We start from the raw sequence: 16,375 nt of genomic DNA on the forward strand, positions 1-16,375 counted from the left end.
TTTAATAGATTATTTTTTCATGTTAATTTTCGCGCTGGTGATCTCCACTTGCTTTTTACCGTTAATAGACAGGTTACCCTCAGCCTGCAGTTGCAGGGCATTCGGTGCATGCATAGCAATGTCACCCTCGCCGGTTAAGGCGAGAGCATTGTCGCCGGCAATAAGCTTCAGCGTTTTCTCCCCGGTGTCGATCATCAGGGCCTGTGTCTGGTCAGACTGACTTACAATCAGCCCCTTAAGGGTGTTCTTTTCATCCGGTGGGAACGGCGCAGTATTTATCGGGTTGTGCATCGCACCCAGGATGATCGGGTAACGCGGATCGCTGTCGATAAATCCTACAACCACTTCATCACCGGGTTGCGGGTAAAAGCAAAATCCACTCGCTTTACTGGCCCAGGGCTTACTCAGACGGGCAAAAATAAGCGTGTCGGGCAGATTCAGAGCCGGCAGATGCAGGGCGATCCGATCGAGATGCTGTGGATCGGCGGTAAAACTCGCTACCGTGCCAATATGCAGCGACCGCACCGGTGGCACTAGCTCCAGCATGGACGCCGGTAGCCCAATCACCAGCTCGCTTCGCCAGCCGTGCTGCGTATCAAACAGCTGATTGACCCCGCTCAGTATCGCCGTGCCGTCCAGCCCCGCCCCAAAGCCGCTCAGGGTGATACTCTCGCCCGCGGCAAAGTCCCGGGTTCCCGCCAGCATAATGTGGCCCTGTACGCCGGTCATCTGTTGATAGTTCAGCCAGGAGCTAGACAGGGTTTGCAGCGTCGCTTCAGGCAGCATGCTGAACGCCAGGGCATAGTCTTGCCGCCCGGCTGAAGACTGACCGATCTCACCCTCAGGCTTCCAGGGACGAAACGCGCTGGCCGCGCTTTTTTGCACCGGAGTGAGTCGCTGTGCGCCAATATCCCATCCCTGCAGTGACAGGCTGTCCGGCGTAAAGCGGTTGTCAAAATTCAAATTAATTTCATACAGCGTGTAGTCGCCACTGTCGCGAGCAAGCCGTCGGGAGGCCGTTGTCGTGTCAGACAGCGGGCGGATGACCACCGTGTCGCTGGCGGCATCGGGCACCAGCCAGCAATTGGTGGACATCAGCCGGCTGCGAATAAACTGCCAGTCACTAAGACGAAACTGGATCAGCTGATCGTGCTTGCTGCTCAGCTGCGCCGCCGCTTTTTGCGTCAGTTTCACTCCCGCAGACTGCAGTAGCCCCTTCAGGACGGTAGTGTCATCCTGTTGACGGAATACCCGGCTATGGGGCAAAAACGTCAGTTTCTGCAACGCGTGGCGGGCCTCAAGCCGCACGGACCAGTCTTTCCCCTTCAGCTGCATCTTCTTTTGCACCAGATAACCGTCGAAAAGCGGCTTGTTATCCTTAGCTATCACCAGGCGGGCGCCCAAGCTAAAACGACTGATTTCGCGTTGTACCGCGTTATCCGCTTCGCCATGGTTATCAGTAGGAATCCGCAGCTCCAGCTGCGCCAGCGGGATCTCATTGATCAGCTGCTGAACCCGCAAACGACGGATCCCCAATGTGCTCGGCTGGCCCGCAATATCCAGGGTGATATGGCTCATCCTTCTCCCCCTGTCGTCGCCCGCAGCAGATCGCCGGACTGAAAATTATCCAGATTATCTAAATCGTTATCCCAGGCCAGCGATAACGGATCGACGCTGCTGGCCAGTGCCCCGCTGGCGCTGAGCGCCAGCAGCGGCAGTGAGGCCAGATCCGGTACGCTCACCAGTGCACGGTCGGGGGCGGTTTGCGCCTTAATAGATTGCTGAATAACAAAGCTTTCATCCGCTACCAGACTTAACCGCACGGTGGCCCGCTGCGACGTGGCGTCACGGTCAAACAGCGTGTAGATGACCGATAAATCGCTGGCGCGCCCGGCAAACCACCCTTTATTCCCCCAGCGCATTTTTCCCCAGGTGATGCGCAAAAAATAAGGTGATCCGGTGGCCGCATCCACTGTGCAAAGGGATTTCAGCATTGCCAGCTGCGTCTCTATTGGAGTGGTATTTCCGGGCATCTGGCTGTCGAACAATAGGGTCAGGTTGAGGCCGACCGGCTCGGAAATCACATAGCGGTTACTTTGCGTCGCCTTATTAATGGTGTCTTCGGTGTCAAAACGCGTCTGATAATCCAGCTGAATCGTCTCTGGGTTATACATCGCGCTCATGCTGCCCGCAGGGATTTTCCCTTCGCGATCTTTCCAGGCGTTAAGGGTAAGCTTTGACAGCCCCCGTTCAAGTAAGCTCACTGACGCCCCCTTTCCAGCAACTGTTCCAGCACCTCTTGTATAATCATCTCCACCCACCGCTGGTCGTCCCACTCGCGGTTTTGCGCATACGGTAAGGATGGGGCAGAAGGGTCAGACTCGGTGACCTCAACCTGAACAATCAACTCACGAATTTCGACAGTCATAATTTTATCCCCAGTATGCGCATATCCTGATAGCGAAGCTCAAGTGTGTTGATGAGCACCGTGTTACTTTGGGCATCCAGGTCGCCCATCTCCCAGCGCACCGGCAGTGCATGGCTCAGCGTCCAGGTGGTCACCGGTAATGAAATCTCGTTAAGCAACATGATGACCACGTTAGCCCACTGCGTGCTTTCCCGGCGCAGAACACGGTCAAACTGCAGCGTAAGAGGAGAGGCGTTCATCACGCCTCGCTCCAGTATCAGGCTACCGTGATCCACCTGGTCTGCCAGCCAGAGGTTGCGGGCATTTTCGCCCCCTTCCCTGTGCTGGCTGACTGCCAGTGTCCGCGACAATCCGGAGACACGCTGGAAAGCGATGTCAAACGGACTGGGAATGTTATTAAATAAAAAATTGACGATAAAACGATGGGATACCGCGGGTGTATTCATCATGATTATCCTCCGATTTGCGAGCGGGCCGTGCTGTCGCGCAGTTCCAGCGTCAGGCTGATAGCAACGAACTCCGCGGGAGCCAGCAGCGCCAGACCTACCTGAAGGATCATCTTTCCCTGACGAATATCGTCTTCCGTCATGGTTTCATCCAGCCCAATCCTGAGCGAAAAGGCCTCATCCTCCACCGTGCCGAAAAAGGCTCCGGCCAGCCATTGCTGACGCAACCACGTCCAGACCTGGCCCTTCAATTTCATCCAGGTCAGGGCAGTATTCGGCTCAAAAAGGTAAGCGCGCGCCAGTTTGCACAGGTAGTTCTCCACGCTGCTGACCAGCAAACGAGTCTGGATATAGCTCCAGTCCGTGTTCTCCTCATTGAGCAAGGTCCGGCATCCCCAGAGGCGCACACCTTTCCCGACAAAACTGCGAATCAGGTTCCAGGACACCCCACGATTTTTCAGCAAGGCCTGAGACGTTAGGATACTTTGAGTTGGTCGAAGGGTTTTGGCCAATGAGATTTTGGCCGGTGCCTTCCAGACACCATTAATGTGGGCACTGCGCTGAATGGCCGCTGCGACGGCAGGCAGAGGTGACAACACCACGGGTGCCAACGCCTCATCTTCGTAGCTGGTTTCCAGTCGTGGCCACCAGGCCGCCCCGCGCTGGCACAAGTCTGCGGAAAAAGACTGACCGGTAAGCGTCACGGCATGCGCCGGAGAGTCCGGTAACTCCAGCAGGGCAAAGCGCTGCGGAGCCTGATGACACATCGTAAGTAACGCCTGCCAGCCCTGATACCACAGTGCATCGACGTCAACATCCGCCGTTTCCGCTACCCCGAACCTATCAATCTCATTGAGCTCACTCATCTCCGGTACCAGGACCAGGCCGGTCTTGTCATCCGCTAACAGCGTCTCCAGCATCTGCGGTGCCTGTAATGCGGCAATCAGCGCTTGCAGACGGGCGGCCGGTTCTCCCTGCGATGGCCCGAGGGACAGCACATAGCACTGCCGTCCACCGTTCTCAAAGAAGTGGCGCAGGGAGTACGCCAGCGTCCCACGTTGACCAAAGAGGGCGAGCGTCTGCGTCAGTGAACTCACGCTGACGGGCTGCATCGCCGTGCTCTGAATCGTAACATCAGCCAGGGTATAACCGATAAACAGGGGCATTGTCACCGGATCGTCGACTGACGCTTGCGTTAACAGTGTTTCATCATACGAAACCCCAGGAAGAACCATTGTCATCAATGTATCCTTATAAAGAGTCGGAAAAAGGGATTTCCCCCTTACTGAGACATGTCCTGAGTAAACTTAAGGATGATAAATTCGGCAGGGCGTACGGCGGCCATCCCCACCTGAATGATCATTTTCCCCTGGTTAATGTCATCCTGTGTCATGGTGATGCTTTTACCAACACGCACAAAATACGCCTCCTCCGCCTTATTGCCGGCCAGGGCACCCTGCTGCCAGATGAGGTAAAGATAGTTATCAATTGCTGCCTGCACCCGTTTCCAGGTTGGCTGGCTGTTGGGTTCAAACACCATCGGCAGCAGGGCCTTCTTGATGTCGCGCTCTGCCGCATCGAACAGACGGCGCACCGGGATATACCGCCAGTCATCATCATTTTTCTGCGTGCGGCTGCCCCACACGACCAGCCCGCGTCCGCTGAAGTAACGAATGACATTGATACCTTTTGGATTCAGAAACGCCTGTTGCTCATTGGTAACCCGGACACTAACATCGCTGACGCCATTAAGCACCACGTTCGCCGGCGCTTTCCACACCCCGCGTTCACCATCTGTTTTGTTGTATACGCCCGCTATCAATGCGGAAGGCGTTAACGAAAGCGTTGTACTTCGTTTATCGGCCAGGGCTTTATCAATCTCATCGGCAAAGACAGAATTTGTGTTGCGAAGTGTGGCCAGCGTGACACCAGTTTCATCAGTAACGCCGTTGTAGCCAACGATAGTGATATGCTCGTCATCCAGCATGCGGGTATATGAAATCATCACGTTCGGGTAATACACCGCTACATGGGCAGAGTCAGTGACCGTATCGGGGGCGTCACCCTCGGCGCTGTCGGCCAGCAGAAAATACCCTTTGTGCTCACCGAGCGAGCCAGCCAGTGCGCCATACACAGCGGTACGGTACTCTTCATCAGGATCCGGACAGGCCAGGAGCGTGATCTGACCCACTTCGTCGATTTGACCAGGCAGCGCGTCCAGTTTGGCCTCATCGGCCTTATTTGCCAGCGGATAGAGGTAGCAAGGACCGCCGCCATTCTGGAAATAGAGCTTCAGGGAAACGGAGGCGCTGTGGTCCACGACCTCAATATCTTCAATCTGGTAGTTGTTCGGAGTCGTCGCCTCACTGGTGCCGGATGACGCCTTTTTCAGCCCTTTCTTTGCAGCAGCTGATGTGCCCTCCGTTGACGTCACGTTGACAGTTACGGAAGAAGGCATATTGCTGTCAAAGAGGGTGGTGTAGTCCAGCCAGCTTCCGATGCGGGTGATCACGCCCTCCAGCTCTGGCTTGAAAGGGGAAAAACGCGCAACAAATAACGGCACTGCAGTCGCTCCCGCACTCACCGACATCGCCGGCGAGGCATCTTCTTCAATATAAACACCCGGTACAGTTGTAACTGTAGGCATGTTCTTTTCCTTCAGTGAATTATTGCACGATATCCTGGCTGAACTGCAGGATGATGAATTCCGCCGGACGAACTGCAGCCAGGCCGATTTTGATGATCATTTTCCCCTGATTAATCTCGTCCTCGGTCATGGTGAGACCTTTGCCAACCTGTACAAACCAGGCGTCAGTGGGAGTATTACCTGCCAGCGCACCCTGCTGCCACAGGTTGTGCAGATAACTGTCTATGGCGGCCCTGACCCGCTGCCACGTCGGCTGGCTGTTGGGTTCAAACACCAGCTTATTCAGGTTTTTCTGGATATCCCGCTCAACGGCGTTGAACAGGCGTCGAACCGGAATATAGCGCCAGTTATCGTTGTCCTCCAGCGTGCGGGCACCCCACACCACGGTGCCCAGGCTCGGGAACGTGCGGATCATGTTCAGCGCCTTATCGTTGTTATACTGTCCCTGAAAATCGTCACTGACGGCGAACATTGGGGTAATGCCATTCACGGTCTGGTTGGCCGGCGCTTTCCACACGCCACGCTCACGGTCAGTCTGGGCAATAGCGGCCGCGGCGATGGCGCTTGGCGGCACATTCTCGCCCGATGCCATATTGCACCACGGGTAAAACACCGCGCCAAACGGGGAGGTCGGATACTTTCTCATGACTGTATCCGGCTTATCCGTACTGGTAATTTTCTCTTTCGGGCCGTCAAACAGGCCAAAAATACGGTAGCCCTGACCCACTACTGTATTAAACACGTCAATGAAAGAGTCACCCATCCCTGCTGCAACAATCAGTGTAATATCATCGTATTGGGCCACCGCTTCGGCGATACTGTTCTTACTCACCAGATAACATTTACCGCCACCGTGCATGAACCACACCCTGAGACTGGTATAAAACGCCTCGCTCTGCTGCTTAGAGTAAACGGAGGTAAATTCCGCCCAGTTGCGGAAAATCTGAACAGTGGGGTTGGGAGCTGAACTCTCCTGCGCAAACAGGGGCACAGCAGTTTCAGCACTGTTGACCGAAAAGCTCGATATGGCATCTTCGCTGAGATAAACGCCGGGGTAGGTGGTTGTCAATGTCATGGCAACATGTCCTCTTGATTAGGCAGTCTGAATGGTCACACGATCAGCCATGAGCGTGATTTGCTGTACCGCGATTTCGTTACTGGTCGCATCAAATGTCGGGGAAGTCAGGGAGGTCGGGAAGGCGTTACTCACATTCCAGCTGACCAGCACTTCTGTGCCGGCTTCATTAGTCAGACTGATCATGATGTCTTTCTTTTCAACCTGATTAAGTTGAATCGAGTTCACCCACTCATACAATACGTTTTTTCCTGGAAATACTCCTTTACTCAGCGTGATATTAGACACCTGACGCTGACCTGGCATTTTGTAAAAATTGCCGGTCCCGTCCCGGTATTCAATGGTGTCAAAATTAATGTCCAGACCGGAAGCACTGGTAAAGGGCACCTGATCGTCGCCCAGGGTCACAATAAAGCGATAGGTAGGAATGGGATATTGCTTTGCAATGTCGTCTGCGGTAACAGGCATGAGTTTAATCCTTCTTATTACAATACACAGTGGGTGCAGATAATTTTTTTAAATTATCCGCATGAAAAAGACTAAATTAATTTGGTATTTCCCTGAAAAAAACATGCTACCGCCCCTGATTTACACCAGTTTTTTTTTCATGCATATGAATATGTCTGACTGTATTATTTTCTTCAGATAAAAGTGCGCTCTCATCCCCTCTTCTGCGCACCAGGCCGGGCAGCGCTTTACCGCTGGCGAGGATCCAGTGCCCAGTTTCTGGGCTGCGACGCTATAATCACCGGCATGAGAGCGCTGAAGATACATCGATTTTGCTGGCCCCTGATGATGCCTTCCCGAACAGAAACAATACTCAGTCCAGTAACTACAGAGTGATCGAAGGTGCCATGATGGCCCAGACTGCGGGTCAAGGAAGATGCCCGGTCTGAACAGGTGGTTTTGCGGAGATGAGAATTTTGCGATGGCCATGGGGAGCTGGGTGCACAGAGCCCTGTCTTCTCGTTCAGCCTCATTCAGTTTCTCCGGGTAATTTTCATCTGGTTCAGCAAGCTTGCGCTGCTGACGCTGTAACATGTTAAATTAAACTTCATATTACCTGACTGACGCTCTGCTTTATCCTGCCATTTTATGGATAAATGATAGTAATATCAGGTTGACTAGGAAAAAGCGGCAATGAAGAAAACAATACACAAAATAATACCATGCGCATTTGCCTCAACTTATTTACTTGACGTCATCACTTTTTGCGTAAACATCATTATTACGTTTATCAAGTTAATCATGTCATACACAATACCATCAGAAAAGAGCATGTCCGAGCACTCAAACAACTTAACAGTTAATAAAAATTAAGCTGTGACATGAAGATGAAACCTCTCATTTTAGCTGTAACTGATAAAGCAAGACGTATTTATAGTAGGCCTGAAGGCTATCAATCAGCTTGTCAGCAACAGGGCTAAAGAAGTACTTTCTGGCTCACGGTTTTTAACCACCTAAATAAACTATAGGAGCAAATTTCAGAAATGCATATAATCAACACTAAATTTTGAATGAAATGATTAAAAACGCTGATCGTGAAGCAGATTGAGTGGTATCGGTTGATTGTCCTTTACAAACGGATGACCTTACCGGGCATTTCTTCTGACTTTGAGAAGCAGATAGTCCTGCGTGCCGGGCGCTAAGGGTGGCTTTGCAGATTATGGTTATGCCCCTCTATCCACTGGGTGGATTTTTTGCTGATAACGTGGCTGGCTGAGGGTAGTAAAGTCCGGTAAACCGGCAGGCGTCAGTCATGCAGACATCGATGTTAAAACTAATGAGTAAAACCTGCAGATACTAAAGTGTAAGCGTATTAGGGTGCCGGATACATGAGCGAGGACATGCTTTCGAATGTAGTCATAAGCATAAAACAACCAGCGTGGAGTGCCTTTATAGCCTACATATGACCACTGCTTCTCAGCTGGTAACAACTTCTGCGCAGAGTTTAATGTCTTGCGCTAATTGGTGTAAGGAAAGTTTTAGATGACGGAGAACGGTATTGAGGCTTATCTTCAATACGCTTGCCGTATCGCAGCATCCGGAGCAGTTCCTCGCCATATTAATTTCAGCAAGTCAGCAGATAAAAATCGTGACTTTTCCTGACTGGCGCGCCAGAGCTTCGTAGAGGGTCGGTGTCCGGGTTCGCCAGCTTACAGCGTCGGATAAGGTGGTAAAGCAATGTGGCGCGCAAATGCGCGCCACCTCCATCATCGAACGGTGAACTGGATGTGCAGAATGACGTCGCTGAGACTCTCCAGCAGCGCTTTCTGGTCTCCGGTGGCATCTGCAAAGCTCAGCGTCATACCACTTTCATCCGTTAAATCAAGTCCCTCGAATGGCAGCCAGCGGGCCCCCCAGCGCGGATCACCGCTTCCATCATTTGCAAACAGCCCGTTATCGTGCATTGTGTGTGAAATTGCGCATTCACTGCAGCCAGCCGGCAGTCCGCCGGCATTAGTCCGCAGGCGTGCCTTGACGTTCTGATAAGGACCCAGCAGAGCCGGCAGCGTGACAGAAATACTGCGTACCCGCAGCATATTGCTACCTCCGGTGTAATCCGGCGCCACGTTCAAATCGTTCAGGTTGAAATGGACACCCAGTGTTTTCATGCCACCGTCATTACTGCTAACTGTCAGAGTATTCAGCGGGTCATTTTGGTCATCATTTAATGAGCCATTATTCACCAGTATATAAATAGCTTTCTGCAGAGACATATCGTCGCCGAGTTTGTCTTTAAAAAATGTTGCCAGTGACACGGTCCGGGTGACCTCCAGCTCGCGCTTCTGATGTTTCATCCAGGCCATTTCCATCTGTGCCAGACTCAGCATCAGCCCTTCGCCGGCCATCAGCCCTGCCCATGCCCCGTTCCAGGTCCCGGTTTTCAGGTAACTGCCTCCGTCATTTTTTTCCCACTGCAGCGCTTTTTGCGCCATCATGCATAATGAGGCTGTTAAGTCATAATACTGATAGTAAATGGTTGCAAGACGTCCGCGCAGCCAGCTGTACATGGCCTTACTGGTAAACTTGCTCTGGAACTGCTCAAGTAGTGCTGTCGCATGTTGAGACTGGGTTTTCATATGGGCTATCTGCATCATGGCAGAGTTCTCACGTACGCTCAGAGCCGTGAGCTGCGCTTCCAGCCCCTGAATCTCCTTTTCTGCCGAACGATACTGGATATGCCACTCTTCGTGACGGCGGCGATACATTTCTTCCTGCTGGATGCGTGAGCCGGCAATGTGCAGGCCGCTCGCAGCAATTTCCAGGCCAATACCCATTGCGTTCAGTGGTCCATCATATTTCATCCCGCCGTTGGCCAGACCAAAGATATTCGGGGCAATGCCCGCCGCCGCACCCGCCACGTAGAGTGGTTTGATAGCCGCCCCCATCGTCTCTGATGCAGTCAGCAAATTCATCGAATGAATTTCACGGGCATTCACATTTTCCTGATACAGCCCCTTATAGTGGTCGCGTCGGATTTTTACAGTGTCGATCGACTTCTCCAGCGTGCCGCGTTCAGCCGCCAGTTCCCGTAACGACTGCTCCTGCAGGTTGACGCTGCTAGCGGCGAGTGACGCTCCTTGAGTGTTCAGCAGTTCATACAGCGCTTCCGCATCCTGGCTCAACAGTATCTGCTGCATGGTGCTGCCAAACTGGATAAGCTGCGAGGCCATGCTGCGCGCGCTCTCAAGTAAGGGTGTAAAGCGCAGCGCGGGAATGCCGGTGATAGCTGGAAGCGTATTGTCCCCCCCTCCTTGCGCCGCCACAGCAGCGGCCAGCAAGTCTTTGGGATCGGCCGAAGTGGCAAACAGAGGCAACTTCAGCGGCTGCCCATCTATAGTCAGATTATGACGCAAGTTGTACAGACGAATGCGCAGGGTTTCCCAATAGCCCAGCATCACCTCGTTGACCTCTGGCAGGAACATCATGATGCCGGCGGCCTGCACGCTATTATCACTGTGGCGGATGCCCTTCGCTATCTGACTGAGCGCATCAATATGCTCAGTCAGCGCCACGTCAGCGGCCACACTCCCCAGATTTGGCCCTTTCCAGTCCGGGCCTGCGTCGATCCACGGCGCCTCCCCGAGCAGGGTGAGGGCCCGTCCATACCATACCTTTGCCTCAGCCAGGGTATCACGCTCCATCTTGCGGTATGCCGCATCGCCTTTGCCTATAGTGATCTCTAGCAGGCGCATGAACGCGTTGAGCTTATAGTGCATCGGGTCGTTCTGGGCTACCGCATCCGGATCGTAGGACTTGAGCGGCTCATCGTTCCAGCTGGTGTCTTCGTTGAGAGGGCGTACGTTCCACATTCTGTCATCTGGCTTGCCATGGACGATATAGCCTGACGGACTGAAAATGTATTTCAGCCATTTTTCGGCGAGGTCAAAACTCTCCTCCTGGAAAAAGCGCTGCATGACCATCATGGGGGTGTAATAGAAGAGTTCCCAGAAGTAGATGGCATTTGCACCTGAAAAATCCATCTCGCCCCAGTTATCCTGCTCATAAATTGGCGGCTCAGACAGCGACGACTGAGTACTAAAATTAAGAATGGTGTCAATGCCGCTGGCGGCTTTTTCAGTCAGCTGGCGGGCAAACAGTGTATTCAGGCGTGTGCGCGTTTCGCCGTGCTGCAGATACTGCGCGCGCTGGCCTTCTGTCACCTTCTCGCCAATGACGTCGACCGTGAGAGCTTGTGTCTGTGCAGCCTTATACACTCTGAGCTTCCAGGTCCGTTTTTTACCGTTACCGCAGGTCAATTCTACCGTGTGAATTACCTCTCCACCGTTAATTTCAAATTTAGCACTTTTTGGGTAAGAGGCTTCTCGCCAGTGATACTCAACGGTTCCATTCTCTAAATTCAAATCCCTGCTGGCTGTGTATCCATCATAAGTATTATCTGTCCCTCCTTTTGTAATATTACTTTTTACTTCATCCTTGGGGAATGTAGTAGGGCCACCATTATACTCTGCAGGGATGATGTTCGATGTCTGAAAGGATGTTGAACCGAAAAGTTGTTGAATATTCAAACTAATGGACGTTTGCTTAGTAAACATCAGGAAGGTCAGATTAATATGACTTATCTCACTGAATTTAACGTAACTTTTGTATGAACCATACTGGTATGTCACTCCGTCCACTGTACCCTCACTCAAAGGGAATTCTCTACTTCCGATATGTGTCCACGGATCAGATGTTCTTTTTTTAGGAAAAATTATATAAAATTGCACGTATTCATGCATGTCCATGGCCCAGATGCCATTCAGACCACTTGACGCCAATGTTGAGTGGATGGCCTTACATACATTTTTTGTATCTTTCAGTACAGGGTAAAGGTCCCGCAGCATCAGCAACGCTCGATCTGCTACTGAAGAAGGATCAAGAGCTACTACTTGAGTCAGACCCATCTTTAATCTATAGGAATTATCATCAGTGTCTTGTTCAATGACAGACACCTTCAGGTCGCTATAATCAAAGCGTTCAAAACCTTCAGGCACGCCAGAAGGTGCGGTGAGTTTTTCATCAACAGTCAGTCGCAGAGGGTCAGCGACGTCGGGTACGGGGATGTAAGGAGGTAATATTTTGCTTAAGCCATCAGTATCCAGTACCAGCCTGAAATCTTCCCATCCGCCCCGAGAAAAATCATTCGGCTCAAAAGTCATGTCTTCGTTAATAACAACGTGTCCCTTGAAGGAAGACTCTGGAACACCAGACGTGTCCCCTTTTTTATAAATTCCCGCCACCATCTGCTGTCTTTCGGGCCAGACCGACAGATAAAGCGACAGATCTTTAATCGCGTTATCATTGAGCAAGGTTTCCAACTCAGTCGTGTTCGGGTAGATATACGTTGCTGGCTGGCTCCAGCCCCCGTCATAGCGCAGCCAGGACATTTTCAGCTCCCAGCTGTACCGCCATGCGGTCTCCTGTCCTTCATCATTCCTGGCCGTTGCATCTTTTTTTCGCTCCACCCACCCTAGATAGAGACGTTCCTTGTATACCACCGGACGTATAAGATTGCCGGATGGCTGCGGTGCTGCAGTAATTTTACTCCAGCCAGTCCAGGCATTAGCCGGAAGGTCTCCTTCAGCGGAGCGCTTCCCTTCATCCAGCGAGCGCCACCAGTATTCCGGCGGCGTCATCTGGTTACGTCCCACGAGCCAGGTTTTGCCCTCATCAGGATTTGAACTGTCATGATAACCACTGATGGTCTCCAGGTTTGCCACCTCCTCAAACCCGGTCAGGTATCCCATAAAGGCGTCACCCACGGTATCGGTATTGATTTGTGCTTGCCCCAGCACCTGCAGCATGTCGTCCATCATGCTGGTCTGCCCCAGGCGCATCGTCGGGTCAATGTAGTTTTCCGGGTAATACATCAGTTTCTGACCGCCCACCCAAGTGCTAAAACGAGCGTTCCACTGTAGCCAGTCGCGGAAAAACAGACCATCTAACGCATCCCGAACAACCCATTGGCTGTCGGGGTCCGACGGCGAGAGGCTCAGCACGCGGTGGATAAATATCTGCAGCGAGGTAATCGCCTCCGCGATCCTTGAGGTTTTCACCTCCGGGCCGTTAAGGTTATCTGACAGGAGAAAGTTAAACAGCTCCTCACGACTGCTGACGCCCAGGCGGGTAAGTGAGCTTTGCGCCAGCAGCCAGCCACTGAGCGCCCCGCTGAGCCCAACAGCCACGATGTCTTCGGCGGACCGCCGCTGTACCGCAGGCAGCGCTGCGGTGAGCGTATCAGCCACCCTTTTCCAGTCGCCCCATGTCGTCGACGAGCTGGACAGGTAGTCAAGCTTCATCAGTTGTCCGATATCTGATGGCGTCACACCAAACGCCTGCGACAGCTTTATCCACTCCAGTACAAGGCTGATTTCGGGCCAGCTGGCAAGCTTCGTGTCGTCCAGCCTTCCATTGCGGGGTTTGGCTTCTGCGGCCGCCTGCTCCACGATGGTTGAAGAAAGTCCCGTCGCCTGTGCCAGCACGGCCAGTGTCACCCCGTCCGCCGCAAGACTTTTGACAACTGCCGAGCCCGCACCGCCCCGATCCGGAAGCGTCCTGAGCCACTCGCTGAACTGGCCCAGTGCCATGACAACCTCTGCGCTGCGCGCCAGCGTTGCGCCCGCCTTTGCCAACAGCCGGGCCGGGTTCGCCACAAACAGTGCCAGCACCTCCGCCGTCACGCCGGTGGCGTGCACAATTAGCGCCATCTGTGCCAGGCCATAGGCAAATGCGGTTAGGGCTGAGGTATCAACCTGGTCAGGTTCCTCTTTTACCAGGAGTGTCCAGAATTCCGCAAGCGTATTCCCCCCCGGCTTTGCACCGTCGGCCCACGCCAGCAGGGCGCGGGTGAGGTCCTCTCCGGGCAGGTTAAGAGACGCGGCCAGCGTCGGAATGAGAGCAAGGGCGTAGTTACCGAAGTCTGGGTTTTCTGGCAGCGACGCCGCAAAAGCTGCCGTGCGCAGGGAGGTCAGCAGGCTGGCAATCTCACTACCGGGTAAGATGTGAGCGACATCGCGCGTCATCAGCATCATGTCCCCTACCGTCCAGCCGCGGGCACGGAGCCATTCAACTGTGGCACTGGCGCGAACAAATAGCGCATTCCACTGCTGAACTGGCCTGCCACCAAGCTCTGAAGGCAAGTCGAGCATTTTTAACAGCTGCAGCAGCTCCTGAGGGGACAATGATAATGCACGAGCCCAGAGGCTGATGGCGTACATGCCGGAAATATCTTCCAGGTTAAGCTCGAGCTTAGATGCTGAAACGGAGGAGTCGTAAATTTGCCAGAGGGTCCACATACCGTCATCATCCGTGCAAAAGGCACGCTTTAGAGTCGCCTTGATATCTGCGTGGTCGGGGTCGTCAGGTAAAAGGATTATTGTCTTATTATCATCCGGATAAAACCCTTCTTCCGTCAGCGGCGGAGTATTGAAAATGCGGTCCCATTGGCTACTTTCAACGCCATGTGTGACCTGAGAGATCTTCCCTTTGGACATCACCAGCGCCTCCTCATGGGACACACTATAGTGCTTCATAAGCAGGGTGGTACGGAACAGCAGGGTGAGCGTCTCATTAGTTATCTGGGTGGGACTAATGCTATTAACAACGTCTTCCAGCACGCGGGGGGGGAGACCGGTAGCTTTATACAGGCGAACGGCTTTGTTAAGCCTCAGGGCATAAACATACGCGGAGCCCAGCGGGGTAATATTCCATTTTACCCGGTGGAATTCGCCATCTAATCCGCCTTGATCAACACCTGGCCACCATTTACCAACCCGCAGCGAGTCCTCACCAGAGAGCTTAAACGTTGCTTTATCTGCAGGTTGAGCATCCTTCATATCTATCGTGATACTGAATGGTTCATTATGGCTGTACGGTTTCTGATCATTTTTCCACCGTATCGTTGGGTTTGTTCCGGTATACCCCGGACAAAGCGCGTACCCTTGCTTTCCGGAGAATTTTGTAACACCCTCAATCTTAAGGGTTTTATCAGAAAGTGGATAAACTCTAAGCGTGTCGTTATTATTAAATTCGGTCAGCTTGATACGGTAGATATTCCCTTCAATAACTGTGTTTAGGGTATCCAGTGAATATGTATCAAAATTGAGAACATCACTATTGATCTGCTTTAGCTCATCATCTGTCAGCCCATACCAGCGGCGCAGGGTCTCCGGGTCCAGAATCGACAGCGGGTCAACTCTCTCCCCAAAGTATTTCTTAAATTTTCCTTCGGCGTTTTCCTCCGTAATTTCATCCGTTAAAAGATGGTAGAGCGCCGGAGGTATATCGTAATGAATCCCCGCCATAGTCGGGCCACTGAGGAGGCCGGTAACCCGCGGTGCTGCCAGCAATTGACCATAAGAGGGGTCTTTCTGCAGACACACCTGCCGTAGGCGAGCGTGATGAAGGTGAAAAGGCGTAGTGCTGCTGGTCAGGTGCGTTGCCAGCGCCTGCATAATTTCATCATCGCTGACTTCGCCCTTTTCATCCAGTTCGTTGCGCATCCTTTCCATCAGAATTTCATTCGACAGGCTAAGTGACGTGACCTCCCAGTCCATATTTTCCTGGCTAAGAATAAGGCCTGAAAGGTCGGGGCGGCGGGTATCGATATGCCAGTCAGAGGATGGAGGGTAGAGCTTGCAGGCGTTACGGTACAGTTCCGTCAAGTACGCCGCCGGTGAAAACATCGAGGAGACGTCGCCGGGTCCGACATATGCTGCCTCCCTGCCAAACCACTCCTCATAATCCTGCAGCGACACGTCTGGATGCTTCAGACCAAACCGCACAGCCGCCGGAAGCAGCGGAGAGGCTCGGATGAGCAGTTTTTTTTCCATAATGCGCAGGTCATCATATTCTTTTTTTGCCTGCGTATGTAGCGCCTGCGCGTTCGGCCAGTCACATTCCTGACCGGTATTCTTAATGCTGCGCTGGATTTCGGACGGGCTGAATAGCGCCAGGGCCGCCCTGCTTTTAACACCGAGGGTGTCTGAAGCGGTACTGAAAAGTGTTGTGTACTCAGATTTCATTGAGGGGTTCCTTAGGGTTCTGGGCGCAGCTCGAGCGAGCATGCTTGTTGTTGTAGATGAAATTTAACTAAATCCGTATGCCTGAAACCGCCAGACATGTCGTTTATAGATTGCGAACGCTGACACAATCCGATATCGGATAAACACCGGAAGCCCCTTTTGTAAAGGGTAGAGCTATGGCGCTGATTGCGCTCACCTCACTTATGAAGGCCCCGACTATTACGGTATAAACCTGGGATATACCAGGCC

General features: G+C 52.7%; 9 protein-coding genes and 1 pseudogene. All 10 read right to left on the bottom strand.

The window, feature by feature from the left end:
- Positions 1–9: 9 nt before the first annotated feature.
- Complete coding sequence (locus ACVKSX_RS13365; protein ID WP_163762716.1) at positions 10–1,578, bottom strand: phage baseplate assembly protein V; 1,569 nt, start codon at positions 1,576–1,578, stop codon at positions 10–12.
- Positions 1,575–2,264 (bottom strand): CIS tube protein, encoded by a 690-nt coding sequence (locus tag ACVKSX_RS13370; RefSeq protein WP_163762715.1) that lies wholly within the window; start codon positions 2,262–2,264, stop codon positions 1,575–1,577. Before ACVKSX_RS13370 ends, ACVKSX_RS13365 begins: the two co-directional genes overlap by 4 nt.
- On the bottom strand, positions 2,261–2,428 hold the full coding sequence (locus ACVKSX_RS13375; RefSeq protein ID WP_163762714.1) for a DUF5908 family protein: 168 nt from the start codon (positions 2,426–2,428) through the stop codon (positions 2,261–2,263). Before ACVKSX_RS13375 ends, ACVKSX_RS13370 begins: the two co-directional genes overlap by 4 nt.
- On the bottom strand, positions 2,425–2,877 hold the full coding sequence (locus tag ACVKSX_RS13380) for a phage tail protein (RefSeq protein WP_242459353.1): 453 nt from the start codon (positions 2,875–2,877) through the stop codon (positions 2,425–2,427). Before ACVKSX_RS13380 ends, ACVKSX_RS13375 begins: the two co-directional genes overlap by 4 nt.
- A gap of 2 nt (positions 2,878–2,879) precedes the next feature.
- On the bottom strand, positions 2,880–4,115 hold the full coding sequence (locus ACVKSX_RS13385) for a phage tail sheath family protein (protein WP_163762713.1): 1,236 nt from the start codon (positions 4,113–4,115) through the stop codon (positions 2,880–2,882).
- A gap of 41 nt (positions 4,116–4,156) precedes the next feature.
- Positions 4,157–5,521 carry a phage tail sheath family protein gene (locus ACVKSX_RS13390; protein WP_163762712.1) on the bottom strand — a complete coding sequence of 455 codons (1,365 nt, stop codon included), beginning with the start codon at positions 5,519–5,521 and terminating at the stop codon, positions 4,157–4,159.
- Between the two features lie 19 nt (positions 5,522–5,540).
- Positions 5,541–6,596 (bottom strand): phage tail sheath family protein, encoded by a 1,056-nt coding sequence (locus tag ACVKSX_RS13395; protein ID WP_163762711.1) that lies wholly within the window; start codon positions 6,594–6,596, stop codon positions 5,541–5,543.
- An 18-nt stretch (positions 6,597–6,614) separates the two neighbouring features.
- On the bottom strand, positions 6,615–7,064 hold the full coding sequence (locus ACVKSX_RS13400) for a phage tail protein (RefSeq protein ID WP_163762710.1): 450 nt from the start codon (positions 7,062–7,064) through the stop codon (positions 6,615–6,617).
- Between the two features lie 1,108 nt (positions 7,065–8,172).
- Positions 8,173–8,666 (bottom strand): annotated as a pseudogene (locus tag ACVKSX_RS13405) (IS1 family transposase); the annotation flags it as partial.
- A gap of 143 nt (positions 8,667–8,809) precedes the next feature.
- Entirely contained in the window at positions 8,810–16,126 is a 7,317-nt protein-coding gene (locus ACVKSX_RS13410; protein WP_163762707.1) for a Tc toxin subunit A-related protein, read from the bottom strand.
- Between the last annotated feature and the right edge of the window lie 249 nt (positions 16,127–16,375).

It is taken from the genome of Pantoea sp. PvP021 (assembly GCF_054056055.1).

Bases quoted from the DNA above. Each gene is read 5' to 3' on its own strand.
- ACVKSX_RS13380 (WP_242459353.1), bottom strand. From the start codon at position 2,877: ATGATGAATACACCCGCGGTATCCCATCGTTTTATCGTCAATTTTTTA.
- ACVKSX_RS13375 (WP_163762714.1), bottom strand. From the start codon at position 2,428: ATGACTGTCGAAATTCGTGAGTTGATTGTTCAGGTTGAGGTCACCGAG.
- ACVKSX_RS13395 (WP_163762711.1), bottom strand. From the start codon at position 6,596: ATGACATTGACAACCACCTACCCCGGCGTTTATCTCAGCGAAGATGCC.
- ACVKSX_RS13390 (WP_163762712.1), bottom strand. From the start codon at position 5,521: ATGCCTACAGTTACAACTGTACCGGGTGTTTATATTGAAGAAGATGCC.
- ACVKSX_RS13400 (WP_163762710.1), bottom strand. From the start codon at position 7,064: ATGCCTGTTACCGCAGACGACATTGCAAAGCAATATCCCATTCCTACC.
- ACVKSX_RS13385 (WP_163762713.1), bottom strand. From the start codon at position 4,115: ATGACAATGGTTCTTCCTGGGGTTTCGTATGATGAAACACTGTTAACG.
- ACVKSX_RS13410 (WP_163762707.1), bottom strand. From the start codon at position 16,126: ATGAAATCTGAGTACACAACACTTTTCAGTACCGCTTCAGACACCCTC.
- ACVKSX_RS13365 (WP_163762716.1), bottom strand. From the start codon at position 1,578: ATGAGCCATATCACCCTGGATATTGCGGGCCAGCCGAGCACATTGGGG.